General features: G+C 70.1%; 14 protein-coding genes. All 14 read right to left on the bottom strand.

Features of this window, described 5'->3' with window-relative positions:
• Positions 1-134: 134 nt before the first annotated feature.
• The 14 genes from GRF61_RS07940 to GRF61_RS07875 all read right to left on the bottom strand — a co-directional run bounded on the left by GRF61_RS07940 (position 135) and on the right by GRF61_RS07875 (position 15,989).
• Positions 135-1,700, bottom strand: coding sequence for a GMC family oxidoreductase (locus tag GRF61_RS07940; RefSeq protein WP_169150135.1), 1,566 nt, complete (start codon positions 1,698-1,700; stop codon positions 135-137).
• Positions 1,701-1,719: 19 nt separating this feature from the next.
• A complete protein-coding gene (locus GRF61_RS07935; RefSeq protein WP_169150134.1) occupies positions 1,720-2,313 on the bottom strand; it encodes a twin-arginine translocation signal domain-containing protein in 594 nt (197 codons plus the stop codon).
• Positions 2,314-2,371: 58 nt separating this feature from the next.
• Entirely contained in the window at positions 2,372-2,773 is a 402-nt protein-coding gene (locus tag GRF61_RS07930) for a VOC family protein (protein WP_169150133.1), read from the bottom strand.
• Between the two features lie 423 nt (positions 2,774-3,196).
• Positions 3,197-5,266: a sigma-54-dependent Fis family transcriptional regulator gene (locus GRF61_RS07925; RefSeq protein WP_169150132.1), complete on the bottom strand. Its 2,070-nt coding sequence runs from the start codon at positions 5,264-5,266 to the stop codon at positions 3,197-3,199.
• A 204-nt stretch (positions 5,267-5,470) separates the two neighbouring features.
• Complete coding sequence (locus GRF61_RS07920) at positions 5,471-5,626, bottom strand: hypothetical protein (RefSeq protein ID WP_169150131.1); 156 nt, start codon at positions 5,624-5,626, stop codon at positions 5,471-5,473.
• Between the two features lie 88 nt (positions 5,627-5,714).
• Positions 5,715-7,352, bottom strand: coding sequence for a molecular chaperone GroEL (locus tag GRF61_RS07915; protein WP_169150130.1), 1,638 nt, complete (start codon positions 7,350-7,352; stop codon positions 5,715-5,717).
• A 100-nt stretch (positions 7,353-7,452) separates the two neighbouring features.
• Positions 7,453-7,809: an MmoB/DmpM family protein gene (locus GRF61_RS07910; RefSeq protein WP_169150129.1), complete on the bottom strand. Its 357-nt coding sequence runs from the start codon at positions 7,807-7,809 to the stop codon at positions 7,453-7,455.
• 67 nt (positions 7,810-7,876) lie between these two features.
• Positions 7,877-8,971: an aromatic/alkene monooxygenase hydroxylase subunit beta gene (locus tag GRF61_RS07905; RefSeq protein ID WP_348982364.1), complete on the bottom strand. Its 1,095-nt coding sequence runs from the start codon at positions 8,969-8,971 to the stop codon at positions 7,877-7,879.
• Between the two features lie 61 nt (positions 8,972-9,032).
• Positions 9,033-10,076 carry an FAD-binding oxidoreductase gene (locus GRF61_RS07900; protein WP_169150128.1) on the bottom strand — a complete coding sequence of 348 codons (1,044 nt, stop codon included), beginning with the start codon at positions 10,074-10,076 and terminating at the stop codon, positions 9,033-9,035.
• A gap of 125 nt (positions 10,077-10,201) precedes the next feature.
• Complete coding sequence (locus tag GRF61_RS07895) at positions 10,202-11,872, bottom strand: aromatic/alkene/methane monooxygenase hydroxylase/oxygenase subunit alpha (RefSeq protein ID WP_169150127.1); 1,671 nt, start codon at positions 11,870-11,872, stop codon at positions 10,202-10,204.
• 419 nt (positions 11,873-12,291) lie between these two features.
• The gene (locus GRF61_RS07890) at positions 12,292-13,272 is read right to left on the bottom strand and encodes a metal ABC transporter permease (RefSeq protein ID WP_348982363.1); all 981 of its coding nucleotides are present in this window, start codon (positions 13,270-13,272) and stop codon (positions 12,292-12,294) included.
• Positions 13,269-14,168 carry a metal ABC transporter permease gene (locus GRF61_RS07885; RefSeq protein ID WP_169150125.1) on the bottom strand — a complete coding sequence of 300 codons (900 nt, stop codon included), beginning with the start codon at positions 14,166-14,168 and terminating at the stop codon, positions 13,269-13,271. The genes GRF61_RS07890 and GRF61_RS07885 overlap by 4 nt, the downstream gene beginning before the upstream one ends.
• Before the next feature lie 23 nt (positions 14,169-14,191).
• Positions 14,192-14,989, bottom strand: a complete 798-nt coding sequence (locus GRF61_RS07880; RefSeq protein ID WP_169150124.1) for an ABC transporter ATP-binding protein — start codon at positions 14,987-14,989, stop codon at positions 14,192-14,194.
• A gap of 16 nt (positions 14,990-15,005) precedes the next feature.
• Positions 15,006-15,989: a zinc ABC transporter substrate-binding protein gene (locus GRF61_RS07875; protein ID WP_169150123.1), complete on the bottom strand. Its 984-nt coding sequence runs from the start codon at positions 15,987-15,989 to the stop codon at positions 15,006-15,008.
• Between the last annotated feature and the right edge of the window lie 205 nt (positions 15,990-16,194).

The following is a 16,194-nucleotide window of genomic DNA, read 5'->3' as shown; positions in this document are numbered from 1 at the left end:
TGCGCACGATCGGCCGCCACAAAAAAGAGCGCCGGACGACGCCGGCGCCAAGGAGGGAGGCCCCCTGTTCTTCGATCGGGAATCCGATGCGCGTTTGGCCTCGCCGGCGGGCCGGGACGGCCCGCCGGCTGCGATCACAGCGAACGCGACTTCATCTGCCTGGCGATGTACTCCGCCTGGCGGATCGCCAGGGTGACGATGGTGAGCGTCGGGTTCTCCGTCGCGCCGGTGGTGTACTGGCTGCCATCCGAGATGAAGAGGTTGGGCACGTCGTGCGTCTGGCCCCATTTGTTCACCACGCCGTCGCGCGGGCGTGCGCTCATCCGGCAGGTGCCCAGGTTGTGGGTGGAAGGATAGGGCGGCACCTCGTACACCTTCTTCGCCCCCACCGCCTCGTACAGCGCGGTGGACTGGCGGTAGGCGTGCTTGCGCATGGCGATGTCGTTCGGGTGGTCGTCGTAATGCACGTCCGGCACCGGCAGCCCCCACTGATCCTTCTCGGTGGCGTGCAGGGTGATGCGGTTCGACTCCTGCGGCATGTCTTCGCCGACGATCCACAGCCCGGCCATGTTGACGTAGTTGTCCATCGCCTCGGCGAAACCCTTGCCCCAGCCGCCCGGGTCGAGGAAGGCGGCCATGAAGGGCAGGCCCAGCGACAGCGTTTCCAGCTCGTAGCCGCCGACGAAGCCACGCTTGGTGTCGAGGTGGGCTTCGTCCTGCACGATGCCGGCCATGGTGGTGCCGCGATACATGTGGACCGGCTGCTCGAAGGTGGCGTACACCGAGCCGGTGGTGTGGCGCATGTAGTTGCGCCCGACCTGGCCGGAGGAGTTGGCGAGGCCGTCCGGGAACTTGGCGGAGGCCGACATCAGCAGCAGGCGCGGCGTCTCGATCGCGTTGCCAGCCACGCACACCACCCTGGCCTTCTGCCGCTGCTCCTTGCCGTTGGCGTCGAAATAGACCACGCCGGTGGCCTTGCCGGCGGCATCGTGCTCGATGCGCGCCACATGGCAGCCCTCGCGCAGTTCCAGCCTGCCGGTTTCCTCCGCCGCCGGGATCTCGGTGTAGAGGGTGGACCACTTGGCGCCGGTCTTGCAGCCCTGGAAGCAGAAGCCGAACTGCTGGCAGGACGCCCGGTTGGCGCGCGGCTGGCTGTTGATGGCCATGCGGCCGGTGGTGGCGCCGTAGCCGATCTTGGTGGCGCCGTTGTAGAACACCTTGAAGTTGTTGTTGCCCGGCAGGCCGGGGATGTCGTTGGTGCGGGTGACGCCCATCTTGTCTTCGGCGCGGGCGTAGTAGGGCTCCAGCTCCTGCAGGGTCAGCGGCCAGTCGAGCAGGTTGGCGCCGGCCAGGCCGCCATACACGCTGCGGGCGCGGAACTCATGCTCCTGGAAGCGCAGCGAGGCGCCGGCCCAGTGGGTGGTGGTGCCGCCCACCGTCTTGCAGATCCAGGCCGGCAGGTTGGGGAAGTCGCGCGCCACCCGCCAGGAGCCGGAGGTGGTGCGCTTGTCGTTCCAGGTCAGCTGGCTGAAGGCGGCCCATTCGTCGTTGATGAAGGTGCCGATGGACTGGCGCTTGCCGGCCTCCAGCAGCACCACCTTCACGCCTTGCTGGCACAGCTCGTTGGCCAGGGTGCCACCGCCGGCACCAGAGCCGATGATGACCACCACCGAGTTGTCGTCGTGCTTGTAGCTCGTCATTTGCTTGATCTCCGCGGGGTCAGACGCCGAAAGCGGCCGGGCTGGCCTGAACGGTCGGGTTGGGCAGCCACTTCAGGTCGTTGAAGCCGCGCATCAGGTAACCGCCGCCGTGCTGGAAGGCATTGCCTTCGTAGCCAAAGTGGGCGAAGGCCAGTTCGTTGTTGTAGAGCGCCACCACCGCGGTGCCCTGCACCTTGCGGAAGAAGGGCGTGCCGGCAAGGCTGGCGGTGACGGCGTCCTTCTTCTCCACCAGCGCCGCGGCCCAGTTGCCGCCGGCCGCGCGGTTCAGGCCGGCGACGCCCTCGGTCAGCAGGGTGCGCGTCTCGGCGCTCTTGGCCGCCGCCTCGTCCAGCTCCTTCACCACCAGCGCATAGACGGCGTCGTCCAGCTTGTCGTGGGGGAAGATGCGGCGACAGAACTGCAGCAGCGCGGTGGCGCTGGCCTGGTCCAGGCTCTTCAACTCCAGCGCCCACGACGGGCTGGGCGCCAGCGCCAACAGCACGCTGGAGCTGGCCCACAGGGTGCCGACGAGCAGGCCGCTGCCCTTGAGGAAGGCGCGCCGGCTCACCCGCGGCTGCGCGAGGGCGCCCAGGGATACGGGGTGTTCGGACATGATGTCTCTCTCCTTTATTGGTATGGATGCGGGCAGTTGTGGCCGGCCCGCGCGGCATTCACTGGTAGTGGCCGTGGCGCTCCAGCACCTCGACCTTGTAGCCGTCGGGGTCCTGCACGAAGAAGAAGCGGGCGATCAGGCTGTCGCCGTCGGCGAAGCGCTTGATGTCGGTGGGCGCGATGCCCAGCCCGCTCATGCGGCGGTGCTCGGCTTCGAGATCGTCCACACAGACGGCGAGGTGGCCGTAGCCGCTGCCGTGGGTGTAGGCCTCGCTGCGGCCCTTGTTGAGCGTGAGCTCCAGCTCGAAGTCGTTCTCGGCGTTGCGCAGATAGGCCAGAGCGAAGTCGGGGAAGTCGAGGCGGTAGCTCTCTTCCAACCCGAAGGCATCGCGGTAGAAGGCCAGTGATCTGTCCAGGTCCAGCACCCGGATCATGGCGTGGATGAATTTTGGCTTTGGCATGGGCGTCTCCCTCTGTGGGTGTGGGAGCAAGCACCGGACGCGGCGGATGCGCAGCAAGGAGGAGAGACTGTCCCGGCGCGCCACGGCGCTTGCAGCCAGCCTTATTGCAACGCCTGTGCCAAAGCTGGCCGGCATAGGGAAATACGCATCAAGCCATTGAATTAAATATACTTAATGGATCGAGACACGACACCTCCGGGAAGCCTGCCGCGAGCGCCGTCCCAAGATCGGACGCCGCCGCCGGAGCGCGCCGCGCGGCGCGACTGATATTGGGACAGCCCCGGCGCGACTCCCCTCGAGCCCCATCCCCAGGCCGTCCGCGCGCCCCTCACGCCCCATCCACCGCTGCCCGGCCGGAAATGAAAACGGCCGCCGGAGCAACCCCTGCGGCCGGTGACAAACAGCCAGCACAGCCCGCTGGCCTCACTCCGGCGGCAACGGCCCTTCCGCCTCCATGCTGCCGCCCGCCGCGCGCACGAAATCCTCCAGCTCGTAGCGCTCCACCTTGCGGTACAGGGTGCTGCGCGAGATGCCGAGCTGGCGGGCCGCCTGGGCGAGGTTGCCCTGGAAGTTGTTCACCGCCCGCTGGATGGCGCAGCGCTCCGCCGCCTCCAGGCTGGGGCATTCCGGCATCAGGCCGGCGATGGGCGCCGCCGCCCGCTGCGGCAACGCGCTCAGGATTTCCTCCGGCAGCTCGGCCACGCCCACCTGCGGCGCCGAGGACATCAGCAGCAGGGATTCGACCACGTTGCGCAGCTCGCGCACGTTGCCCGGCCAGTCGTAGGCCTCCAGCGCCTCCAGCACGTCGGCGCCGAGCTGGCGCCGCAGCACGCCGTGGCGCTCGGCCAGCTGGTCGCAGAAATGGTTGGCGAGCAGCGCCATGTCGCCGTGGCGATCGCGCAGCGGCGGGATGCGCAGGCGGGTGACGCCGATGCGGTAGTAGAGGTCGCGGCGGAAGTGGCCGGCCGCCACCTCGTCGCGCAGATTGCGGTTGGTCATCGCGATCAGGCGCACATCCACCCGCCGCGGCTGGGTATCGCCCAGGCGGTAGACGATGCCCTCCTCCAGCGCCCGCAGCAGCACCGGCTGCAGCTCCAGCGGCATCTCGCCGATCTCGTCCAGGCACAGCGTGCCGCCGTGGGCGAGCTCGAAGCGGCCGGGGCGGCCCTCGCTGGTGGCGCCGGTGAAAGCGCCGCGCACATGGCCGAACAGATCGGCGGCGATCAGTTCCTTGGAGGCGGCACCGCAGTTGTAGGTGATGAAGGGCCCGCCCAGGTGCTCGCCGCCGTGCAGCGCGCGGGCGAACAGCTCCTTGCCGACGCCAGTCTCGCCCTCCACCAGCACCGGCACCCGTTTGCTGGCGAGGCGGCGGCCAAGCTCGGTGGCCTCCCGCATCGCCGGGCTGCGGCCGAGGATGTTGTCGAAACAGGAGCGCCGCGGGTCGGCCTCGGAGCTCTGCTCCGCCAGCCGCGTCACCGGCGTGGCCCGCCCGCCGCGGCCGGCGCCGGGCGCCGGCACCAGCACCATCGCGCCCACGGTGCGGCCGCCGGCCACCACAGGATGCAGCCACTCCGGCCGCAGGCCCTCGGGCAGGTTGCGCGCCCATTCCTCGATGTCCGCATGCGGCCGCAGGCCGGGCAGGCGCTCGCCCACGCCCACCGCCAGCGGCACCCGGCCGGTGGCATGGATCAGCCGGCCGCGGCGGTCTATCGCCACCATGCCGGCGGCGTCGGCCAGCGACAGCCGGCCCATGCATTGTTCGAGCAGGCGCAAGCGTTCGCCCAGCGCGCTCTGCGACAGCACCATCTCGATCTGGCGGGCCAGCGATACCGCCAGCAGCAGGTTGTTGCGCTGGTAGGTCTGCGGCGGACCGGAGATGTCGAGCACGCCGAGGATCTCCTGCGTGCCCGGCTCCAGGATGGGCGCGGCGGTACAGGTCCAGCCCTTGATGCCTTCGCAGAAGTGCTGGGCGCCGTGGATCTGCGCCGGCCGGCCGGTGGCCAGCGCGGTGCCTATGCCGTTGGTGCCGACCACTTCCTCGCGCCAGTTGCCGCCAGTCATCAGGTGAATGTCGCGGGCCGCGTCCAGGGTGACAGTGTCGCCGGCGGCGTCCAGCACCACGCCGTCGGGGCTGGTGAGCAGCACGATGGAGCGCGAGCCCACCATCAGCTCGCCGGTGTGGGCAAAAAGGTTGGAAGCGGCGGCCATCAGCTCGCGGTTGCGGCTGCGCAGGCGCTCCATGTCGTCGCCGTCGGCGGCCACCGGCGCCGCCCGCCCTATGGGGTCGACGCCAGCGGCACGGCTGCGCCGCCAGGAATCCAGCACCGGCTCCTCGACGGTGCTGGGGGCCACCGGTTCGCCGGTGACGAAGCGCTCCCAGGCGTCGTAGGTGGCGCGGTCGATCGCGCCCCCTGTACGCTCGGCCAGCAGGCCGGCCTGGCCGACCTCCGCCGGAAACCGGGCGCCGGACTTTCGATAGGAAAGCTCCCGCATGTCTCACTCCTTTGGAGCGGGCGGACTACGGTCGATCTGGTGTCGGCCTGGTCCGCCCCTTCTTGTTTTGCTCAATGCATCTGACGTGCATCTCGCCGGCCTGCGCCGGCCATCGGATCATATACTCCTTCGCCCCGCCGGTATGTCAGCCGGCCTAATCCGCATTGCGTAGTGAAACCCGCCCTGCGCAGGGGATGACGGCGCTCAGCCGGACAGGCTGCCGGACAGCCAGACGAGCAGGCCGGCGGCGGAAATCAGCAGGCCCAGCGCCCGCTGCGTGCGGCGGAGCGGGCTGCGTGGACAGGCGAGGGCGGGACACAGGGTCGTGCCGAGGCGGTGGTCGGTAGTCGGCTTCATCATGGCGGCCTCCCGGAAGCTTGCACGAAAGACCCCGGGGGGAACCTCTCGGTTCTCCCCGGGGAACGAAACGCGAAGGGCGCTTGCCGGCTCAGTCGCGTCCGTAGTGCTCGGCACCGCCTCCGGTGGCCGGGCCGGCCGTCGGGTCCACCACCTCCGGCTTCTTCGCCACCAGGGTCTGGGTGGTGAGGATGAGGCCGGCCACCGAGGCGGCGTTACGCACCGCGGTGTAGCTCACCCGCACCGGGTCTATCACCCCGGCCGCCACCAGGTCGACGAAGTCGCCACTGCGCACGTCCAGGCCGTGGCCGGGCTGGGCGCGCATCGCCTGGTCCACCACCTGCCGGCCATCCAGGCCGGCGTTGGCGGCGATGTGGTACAGCGGCCGCGACAGCGCGCGCTGCAGCAGCTTCACCCCTTGCTGCACGCCGCCGCTGGTGCGCGCCGCCAGTTCTTCCAACTGGCCAGCCGCCTGCAGCAGGGTGATGCCGCCGCCGGGCACGATGCCTTCGGCGATGGCGGCGCGGGCGGCGTGGATGGCGTCCTCGATCAGCAGCACCCGGCGCTTCTGCTCCACCGGGGTGGCGCCGCCGGCGAGGATGAGGGCGGTGCCGCCGGTGAGCTTGGCGAGGCGGTCCTGGAACTTGTCGCGCTCTATGTTCTGCGGTGCCAGCTCGTACTGGCGCTGCACCTGCTTGCGCCGGGCGGCGATGGCCTCGTGGCTGCCGCCGCCGCCGGACACCACCGTCTGGTTGGCGGAAATGCGTACCTGCCGCGCGCTGCCGAGGTCGGCCAGGGTGACGTCGCTCAGCATGCCGCCGAGGTCGCGCGCCACCACCTTGCCGCCGGTGACGATGGCGATGTCCTCCAGCATGGACTTGCGCCAATGGCCGTACTCCGGCGGGTGGATGGCGGCCACCGGCACGCCGCTCTTCTCGCGCCAGGCCATGAGGCTGACCACGCAGGCCGGCGCCACTTCCTCGGCGATGATGAGCAGCGGCCGCTTGCTGCCGGCGAGCAGGCGCTGCAGCAGCGCCACTTCTTCCTGGCTCTGCAGGCGCTGGTCGGTCATCAGGATGTAGGGCTCGTCCAGCACCACCTGCATCTTCTCGACGTCGGTGACCATGTGATGGGAGAGGTAGCCGCGGTCGAAGGCCATGCCGTCCAGCACTTCCAGCGTGGTCTCCACCGTGGTGCCGTACTCCACGTCCACGATGCCGTCCTGGCCCACCCGCTCCAGCGCCTCGGCCACCAGCGCGCCGGTGCTCTCCTCGTTGGCGGCCACCACCGCCACAGCGAACACGTCGTCGCGGCCGCGCGCCGGGATCGCCATGGCCTTGAGCACCGCCATGGTTTCCTCCACCGCCAGCTCCAGCCCCTTCACCAGTTCCACCGGGCGGGCGCCGGCCTGCACACAGGCGAGGCCGTCCTGCACCAGGGCGTCGGCCAGCACGGTGGCGGTGGTGGTGCCGTCGCCGGCGACCTCGTTGGTCTGGCGCGAAACTTCGCGCAGCACCTGGGCGCCGATGTTCTCGAAGGGGTCTTCCAGCTCGATCTCGGCGGCGATGCTGACGCCGTCGCGCGAGATGATGGGCGTGCCTATGGGGCGGTCGATGATGGCGTTCATTCCGCGCGGCCCCAGGGTGCCGCGCACCGCGCGGGCCATCTTGGCGACGCCGCGCGCCAGGGCGGCGCGGGCCTCGTCGTCATGCAGCATGATGTTGGGCATGTCTCTCTCCTCCTCGGTCGCGGCCTTGCTGGCTGCGTTATCCGGTGCGTTATCGGCGGGCAGCCCCGCGCGCCAGGGCGGGCGCGGGGTGCCGCGGCGCTTACTCGTAGGCCAGCGCGGCGTCCATGTCGCCGAACAGCACCACGGTGTCGTCGTCCAGCATCACCATCCGGCCGTAGTGGGTGGAGGTGAAGATCTCGAACATGTGCGGCGTCATCTCCCGGCCGAGCGCCTCGCTGATCTCCGGCATGCTGAATTCGATCTTGCCCTCGCCGTCGATGCGGATCATGGCCGGCAGGTAGGTGACCTTGAGGCCGGGCTTGGTCGCCATCAGCTCGGCGATGGCGCGCGCTTCCACGCTGTCGTTCATGGTCACGCCGCACTGGTGGGAAATGGTCTGGTTGAACTTCACGTCCTTGAGGGACTGGAAGATGTTGTCGTTGTGATAGGTGCTCATGCTCTGTCCTCGATAGGGGAGGGAAGAAAGGGAGGCGCCAGGCCGGCGGGCCCGGCTTGCGAGACGCTCAGGCGGCCTTCAGCTCGGCCGGCAGTTCGAGGCCGAGTTCGCCGGTGATGCTGCGGATGCGCTCCAGCGCGCGGTTGAGCGCTTCCGGGAACTGGGCGACCTTGTGGTGGGGCAGCGACCACATCGGCTGCAGCTGGCGGGCGGCGGCGAGGGCGCGCTTGCCGTGCTCGGCCAGCCAGCGGTTGAACAGGGCGCGGTTGTGGGCGCCGTGCTCGGCGTCCTGGCTCAGGATGTGCACCAGCTCGGCGGTGTTGGCGAGGTTGCGCTGGTAGTCGCCCTCGGCGGCGGAGATCACCGTCGGCGTGGTGAAGTCGCCCTGTGCCGCCGCCACCTGCATGAAGAAGCCGCTGCGCACCAGCTCGGCCACCAGCGGCTCGAACACCAGGTTCACCGCGAAGTATTTCTCCAGGTAGTCGCTGGTGCCGTTGATGGCTTCCACCGCCTCGCGGGTGCCCTGCCAGGCCGGGTTCTCCAGCCAGTGCTGCTTGCCGAGGTCGAGGTTGATCTCCGGCAGGTCCAGCGCCAGCTCGGCCAGGTAGAGGGTCAGATCCTGGGCGAAGCGCAGCTTGTAGGAGGAATTGGTGAGGATGGCGCTGTTGATCATCTGGGTGTAGCCGTAGCGCTGGGCGTGCATGGTCGCCATGCCCAGGCCGAACTCGGCATGCTTGTAGGCGCCCAGGTACTGCTCCAGCACCTTCACCCAGGTGCGGTCCAGGCGCTTGGGAGCGCCGGCGCGGCGGGCGTTCTCCACCACGCTGCCTATCATTCCGCAGATGGTGGACTGGCGCTGGTAGTGGGTGCGCTCCCACTCCTCGTCCACCGCGCGGAACTGGTGCCAGTCCGAGCTCTTGGCGGCCGTCCAGGTTTCGGAGTAGGTCGGCGTGCCGTCGGGGAAGGAGATGATGAAGTCCTGCAGCAGGTAGCGCTTCGGGTCCGGCTGCACGTCCACCGTCACGTCTTCGTAGTGGGTGGCGTGGCGGCCCTTGGGCTTGTAGTAGTTGTACTTGCGGCTGTCCCAGCCGGCGAACTGCGCGGCGCCGGCGGCGCCGGATCGGGGGGGCTGGGCGATGGCTTCCTGGGTGAATGCGTTCACGTGAGTCTCCTGGTATTGCGGTGTGGATGGGTGCTGCGGGACGGTCCCTGCTGCCCTGGCCTCAGCGCACGGCCTGGGTGAATTTGTCGAAGAACATCTGGTCGGGCGGCACGCCGGCCATCTGCAGCACCGGGGTCACCGCGTCGATCATGGGTGCCGGGCCGCAGGTGTAGGCGTCTATGGCCTCGCCGTCGAAGCCTTCCGCCCGCAGCTGGCGGGCGAGCACCTCGTGGATGAAGCCGGTTTCGCCGCTCCAGGCGTCTTCCGGCTCGGCTGCGGACAGCGCCGGGATGAAGCGGAAGTCGGGCAGCGTGCGTTCGAACTCGGCGAACTGTTCGAGGTAGAACAGGTCGCGCCGGGTGCGGGCGCCGTAGAAGAAGCGCACCGGCCGGCGCTCGCCGCTCTCGATGTGGTCGTTGAGGATGGACCACAGCGGCGACATGCCGGAGCCGCCCCCCACCAGCACCATCGGGCCGGGCCGTTCCTCGCGGCGGAAACAGCCGCCGTAGGGGCCCTTGATGCGCACCGGGTCGCCCGGCTTGAGGCCGTGGTCCAGCTCGTTGGAGAAGGCGCCGTCCGGGTACTTCTTGATGATGAAGGACACCCGGCCGGGGCTGCTGGGCACGCTGGCCATGGAGTAGGAGCGGGTGATGCCCTTCTCCGGCAGGGTGACGTCCACGAACTGGCCGGCCCAGAAGCGGATGGGCTGGTCCAGCTCGACCTCCAGCCGGCGGATGTCGTGGGTGAGCGCCTGTATGCCCACCACTTTGGCGGCGAAGTCCTTGACCGCGATGGAGCGGCGCATCAGGTCTTCGTCGTAGTTCAGCAGCTCCACCGTGATGTCGCTGTAGGCCAGGGTGCGGCACAGCAGCACGCGGTTGGAGTCGCGCTCGTAGTCGGGCAGCGCGAAGGTGGAGTACTTGAGCAACTCGATGTCGCCTTCGAGCAGCAGCGCCTTGCAGCTGCTGCACTGGCCTTCCTTGCAGCCGTGCATCACGGCCACACCCTGGCGGAAGGCGGCGTCGAGCACGGTCTCGCCTTCGGCGACCTCCATCTCGACGCCGACCGGTTCGAAGCGGACGATGTGTACAGGGGTTTCGGACATGCTGGTCTTCCTTGCTGTTCTTCCGTGTTCTTCCTCTCCGCCCGCGGCTGGGCGCTGGCGCGCGCGGCCGCGGGCGAGGGGTCGGCTGGGAGGCACGGGCGCGCGGGCGCCCGTGCCCTTCTGGCTTACTGGAAGGGCCGGATGGTGAAACCGGCGCGGTAGTCGGCGATGTGCTTCTCGCGCTGCTCCGGCGTCATGTTGCGCAGCAGGACGAGCGGGCTCTGGATGGTGTTGCCCCTGACGTGGTCCAGGGTCCACATCTCCTTGTCGTCGAAGCGCAGGTGCGGCTGCGGCACCAGCGTCTTGCCGTCGGAGCGAACGAAGCCGAGGTCCTTGATGCAGTCCGCCAGGTCCCAGCCGTGGTAGCACTCTTCCCACTCGCGGCGGCCGCTGAAGCGGCCCATCGCCGGGGTGGAGCGGCCCTCGTACTCGGCGCTGAAGGCCACCTTGTGGGTCCACCGGCACAGCTCGGAGCAGTAGGTGTAGAGCTTGCCGTCCACCTCATCGACGACGAAGTCCTCGCGGATCAGGCAGGGCACCATGCAGCTCCAGCAGCGGTGCGGGTACACATAGCCGTTCTCCTGGTCGAACAGCATCGGCGTCTCGCCCGGCACGCTCTTCTTGCCGTACCAGCGCCAGTAGTCGCCGAACTCGGCGTACCAGCCGGGGTACTTGTGCTCGAACCACTCGAAGTCCTTGTCGGTCTGGGCCTCGATGCGCCAGAAGTTCACCGGCCAGCCGACGGAGAAGAACTGGGCGACCTTGTGGTGGTAGTTCTTCTTCACCAGCCGGTCCCAGGCGGCGGCGACGTCGTCGTGGTGCACCTTGATGCCGTACTTCTCCAGCGGAAGCATGTAGGTGCGGTAGTAGTCCTCGTAGATCCAGCGGTGCCACAGCTCGACGTAGGATTCCTTGCTCTTGTCGCGGTTGGTGGTGCCGTACTCGATCAGGGTGCCCACCGCCGCATCGATGATGCAGTGGTTCTGCCAGAAGGCGTAACGCAGGTCGCGCTCCAGCAGCAGGTGGTTGTCCGGGTCGTTGAGGATGGACATCAGCAGCGAGTGGCCATTGCCGATGTGGCGGCTTTCGTCCGACTGCACCGACAGGAACACCGTGGGCAGCGCGTAGTCGCCGTTGCGGGCGGCTTCGGACGGCATGGCCACGAACAGCGTGTTGGTGAAGGCGGTTTCCGCCACCACCTGCAGGTAGACGTTGGCCGCGGTCACCGCGTCACCGGTCAGGAAGCCTTCGCCGAACTGGCGGCCGATGGTGGTGGCGTAGCACTTGCCGAAGGCGGCTTCGGTGATGTCGAAGCCGGCCGGGTCGATGTAGTTCTCCATGTACCACTTCTTCAGATTCATCTGGATGGTGGAATGGCGGAACTCATCGATCATCTGCATGGTGAAGCCGGTGCGCAGCTCCTCGCCCGGCGCCAGCCGCGCCAGCATGGACATGGAGCGCGCGGCGGAAATCTCCGGGAAGGGGATGATCGCCAGGAACAGCTTCATCCACTCCACCCAGCGCGCCTCCACGTTGCGGAACATGTCGCCGCGCAGCGCCGCGTCCAGCGCGCCATAGACGCGGTTGTCCTTCTCCTCCTGCATCGGGAAGTAGGAGCGCAGCACCTGCTTCATCGGGTCCTTGGGCTGGCGGCCGATCTTGTAATCGGTGGGGAAAGTCATCGCCTCCTGCACGTAGGACGGATTCCACCCGAGGTCGGCGATGCGGCGGGCCGCCTCGCCGATGCTCACACCCCGCTGGGAGGTGATCTTGTTCAGGGTCAATCCAGCAGTCATTCCAGTCTCCTTTCACTCTCGTATTGGTGTGGGCGTCCGCAGGGAACGCGCAGCGTGCCGATCGTCGCCGGAGCCTCCTGCCGCCCTGGCCCGCGCAACCGTCGCCGATCGAGCTGCAACTTCTTTAGCGACATGCGTGCCAGCTCGCATTCGGGCCGTTTTGCAGGCTTTTCCGGCGAAAAATCGGCCAAAAGCCGGCTTCATGCACTGCAGCATGTTGTGTTCTGCGACTCGGCCGCGAAGGGCCTCGTCCGATTTTGGGACGGGCGCGGAGCGGGCTTTTCCTGCCACCGGGAAACGGAAAGCACAGGCGGAAAAACCGGCGGCGAAAAAGCGGATGGCGGACGCGAAAGGAAGGGCGGAAGGGGTGGCGGCACCACCGCGCGACGCGGCAAACGGCGCAGCCGCGGCGGCGATCCTCATCCCGCGCGCCCCTGCTCCGGGCTGGTCCCCGCGCGCCTGCGCCAGCGCGCCCGCCAGGCCCGCGGCAGCACGCCGTAGCGCGGCGCCAGCAGCATGGCGGCGCACTGCATGCCGCCAGCCGCAACGCCGACCATGCCGGCGGCGTTGAGCGCCTGCGGATGGCCCAGCAAGGGCGGCAGGAAAGCCGCCAGCCAGTAGCCGCCGGCACCGGCCAGCAGGGCGAACAGCGCGCTCAGCCACAGCTGCCGCGACAAGCGGTCGGTGAACATGCGGGCGGTGGCCGCCGGGCACACGAACATGGCGATGACGATGATGGAGCCCACCGCCTCGAAGGCCGCCACCGCCGCCAGCGCGGTCATGCCCAGCAGGCCCAGGCTGATCGCCCGGCTGGAGATGCCCAGGCCGGCGGCGAAGCCGGGGTCGAAGGTGGTCACCGCCAGCTCCTTGAAGAACAGCACCGCCAGCACCACCATCGCCGCCGCCACCAGCGCCAGCGTGCCCAGCACCCGCGGCAGGCTGCGGTAGCTGGCCGGGTCCAGCAGGTCCGCCCACTGGCGCGGCCCCAGCCACAGCGTGCCTTCCAGGTTGCCGTAGAGCGCATGCTCCACGTCCAGGTGGGCGCCGCTGGCGCCGCTCTGCTCCAGCAGTACCAGGCCAGCGGCGAACATCAGGGTGAGCACCACGCCCATCGCCGCGCCCGGCTCCAGCCCGCCCAGGCGTTGCAGCAGGTGGATCAGCGCCACCGCCAGCAGCGCCGCGCCCAGCGCGCCGGCCACCATCGCCACCGGCAGGATGTCGCCCGCCAGCAGATAGGCGCAGACGATGCCGGGCAGCACCACATGCGACATCGCGTCGCCCATCAAGGCCTGCCGCCGCAGCACCAGGAAGTTGCCCGGCAGCGCGCAGGCCAGCGCCGCCAGCAGCGCCGCCAGCAGCGCCGGCAGGTCTATGCTCAGGAAGGCTTCGGCGCCGCTCACGCCGGCCGGCTCCGCCACCATGCCGCCAGCCCGCGCGCCGGACCGCACAGCAGCGAGAGCATGAGCAGGCCGCCGGCCACCAGCACGATGAGGCCGCCGGTGGGCAGCCGTGGCCACAGCGAGGAAACCGCCGCGCCCAGCCAGGCGGCCAGCGCGCCGAAGCCGCCGGACAGCGCCGCCATCCGCCCCAGGCGGTGGGTCCAGCAGCGCGCCGCCACCGGCGGCAGCGCCACCAGCGCGACGATCAGGATCAGGCCCACCGTCTTCAGCCCTATCGCCACCACCGCCAGCAACAGCAGGGACAACATCAGGTCCAGCCGGCGCACCGGCCAACCCAGCGCGGCGGCGTAGCCGGCGTCGAAGCACAGCAGGCCGAACTCCTTGGTCAGCAGCGCGCAAACCGCCACCACCGCCAGCGCCGCGCCGCCCACTAGCCGGGCTTCGTCCAGGCTCATGGTGGCGGCCGAGCCGAGCAGCAAGGCGTTGAGGCCGGCCTGGCCGCCGGCCGGCAGGGTCTGGATGTGGGACAGCAGCACCACGCCGATGCTGAAGAACAGGCTGAGCACGGTGGCGATGGCACTGTCCTCCGGCAGCCGGGTGTGGTCGCGTATGGCCTGCACCAGCAGCACCCCCAGCGTGCCGGAGGCGGCGGCGCCCAGCAGCAACAGGCCGAAATGGCGGCCGCTGCCGGTGAGCGCCAGGCCGGCGAGAAAGGCCAGCGCCACGCCCGGCAGCGCCGCATGGCCGATGGCATCGCTGACCAGCACCCGCCGGCGCAGCAGCACGAAGCTGCCGACGACGCCGGCCGCCAGCCCCAGCGCGGCGGCGCCGGCCACCACCACCGCGCTGTTGTAGCCGGCGCGCAGCAGCAGGAGATCGACGAGCTGGGCGGTCATGCTCATCTCCCGCCGCGCCCGCCCTAGCCTGCGCGCACCGCGGTCGCGCCACCGGCCGGCAGGCGCACGCCGTAGGCCTCTTCCAGCGCTGCCGCGGTACAGGCCTCGGCCATGGCGCCGGCCGCCACCACCCGGCCGGAGAGCAGCAGCAAGTGCTCGAAGTAGTCCGGCGCGGTGTGCAGGTCGTGATGCACGCACAGCACGGTGCGGCCGCGCTGCCGCAGGCTGCGCAGCACCTCGACGATGGCGCGCTCGGTGGCGGCATCCACGCCGGCGAAGGGCTCGTCCATCAGGTAGAGGCGGGCGTCCTGCGCCAGCGCGCGGGCGAGGAAGACCCGCTGCTGCTGGCCGCCGGAGAGCTGGCCGATCTGGCGGCGGGCGAAGTCGGCCATGCCCACCTGCGCCAGGCAGGCCAGCGCCTGTTCGCGGTGGCGGGCGCCCACCGGCCGGCACCAGCCAATGCGGCGGTACAGGCCCATCGCCACCACGTCCAGCGCCGAGGCGGGGAAATCCCAATCCACGCTGCTGCGCTGGGGCACGTAGGCGATGAGGCGGCGCTGGCGCTCCACCGGGTGGCCGTAACAGGAGATGCGGCCCGCCAGCCGCGGCTGCAGACCGAGCACCGCCTTCAGAAAGGTGGATTTGCCGGCGCCGTTGGGGCCGACCACCGCCACCAGCGCCGCCTCCGGCGCAACGAAATCCACTTCGCGCAGCACCGGCTCGCCGCCGTAGGCGACGGTGAGGCCTTGCACCGCCAGCGGGCTGCGCGACAGCGGCGGCGGTGGCGGCCGGCGCGGGCTGAATTTGAGCAGGGCGACCACGGGCGGGGCTCCAGCCTCAGCGCGCGGCGGCGGCGGGCGCCGCGCCGGCCATTTCCGCCAGCTCGCCGCGCAGCCCGCCGGCCGGCACCCGGCCGCCCAGGGCGCGGGCGATGGTGGAGGCGTTGTGATCCAGCATGCCCAGGTAGCTGCCGGTGTAGTCGCCCGGCGGCCCCATGGCATCGGAGTACAGCTCGCCGCCGATGCGCACCCGGTGGCCGCGGGCGGCGGCGCCGTCGATCAGCGCCTGCACGCTGCGCGGCGACACCGAGCTTTCGACGAACACCGCGGCGATGCGGCGGCTGACCAGCACCTCCACCAGCTCCTCGATGCGGCGCAGGCCGGCCTCGCTCTCGGTGCTCAGGCCCTGGATGGCCAGCACTTCCAGGTCGAAAGCGCGGCCGAAGTAGCCGAAGGCGTCATGCGCGGTGACCAGCACCCGCGACTGCGCCGGCACCGTCGCCATCACCTGGGTGACGTAGGCCTGCAGCCGCTGCAGGCGCAGGAAATAGGCGCGGGCGCGGCTGCGGTAGCCCTCGGCGCCGGCCGGATCGGCGGCGATCAGCGCCGCCACCGCATGCTCCAGCGCGCTGCGCCACAGCGCCGGGTCCATCCACAGGTGGGGATCGCGCGCCGCGGCGGCGGGGGATGCGCCGGCGCCGCGCAGCCGCGCGGGCTCCACCCCGTCCGCCAGCGCCACCACCGGCTTGCGCGCCGCCAGCGCCTGCAGCATGCCCTCCATCTGCGCTTCCAGGTGGAGGCCGTTGTAGAACACCAGGTCGGCCGCGGCGAGGCGGGCGACGTCGCTGCGGGTGGGGCGATAGAGATGGGGATCGACGCCCGCCCCCAGCAGGCTGCTGACGCGGGCGCGCGGGCCGGCGATCCAGCCCAGCGGCTCGGCGATCTGCGCCAGCGTGGTCACCACCTCCAGCGGCGGTGCGGCGCGGCAGGCTGGCGCCAGCAGCGACAGACAGAACAGGACGCAGCACCACAAGCGCAGCATGCTCGGCTCTCCTCCGATCGGGCCCGCCTCCAGTGGGCGGGCCACGTTTTTCCACCGCCATCGCAAGAGGCGGACCAGGGCGGCGGCGCGACGGCCGCGGCGCCCCTGCTCACATCACCCTGCGCGCCTTCGCCTTGCGCCGCCTGGCTTGCGGGGCCGCGGGCAGGCCGGGCGCGAGCCAGAACGGCCACGCCCCGGCCGCCGC

This window comes from Azoarcus sp. TTM-91 (assembly GCF_012911025.1).
Taxonomy (GTDB): Bacteria; Pseudomonadota; Gammaproteobacteria; order Burkholderiales; family Rhodocyclaceae; genus Azoarcus.
Note: the sequence above shows the minus strand (reverse complement) of the source record. Positions and strands in the feature narration are given on the sequence as shown.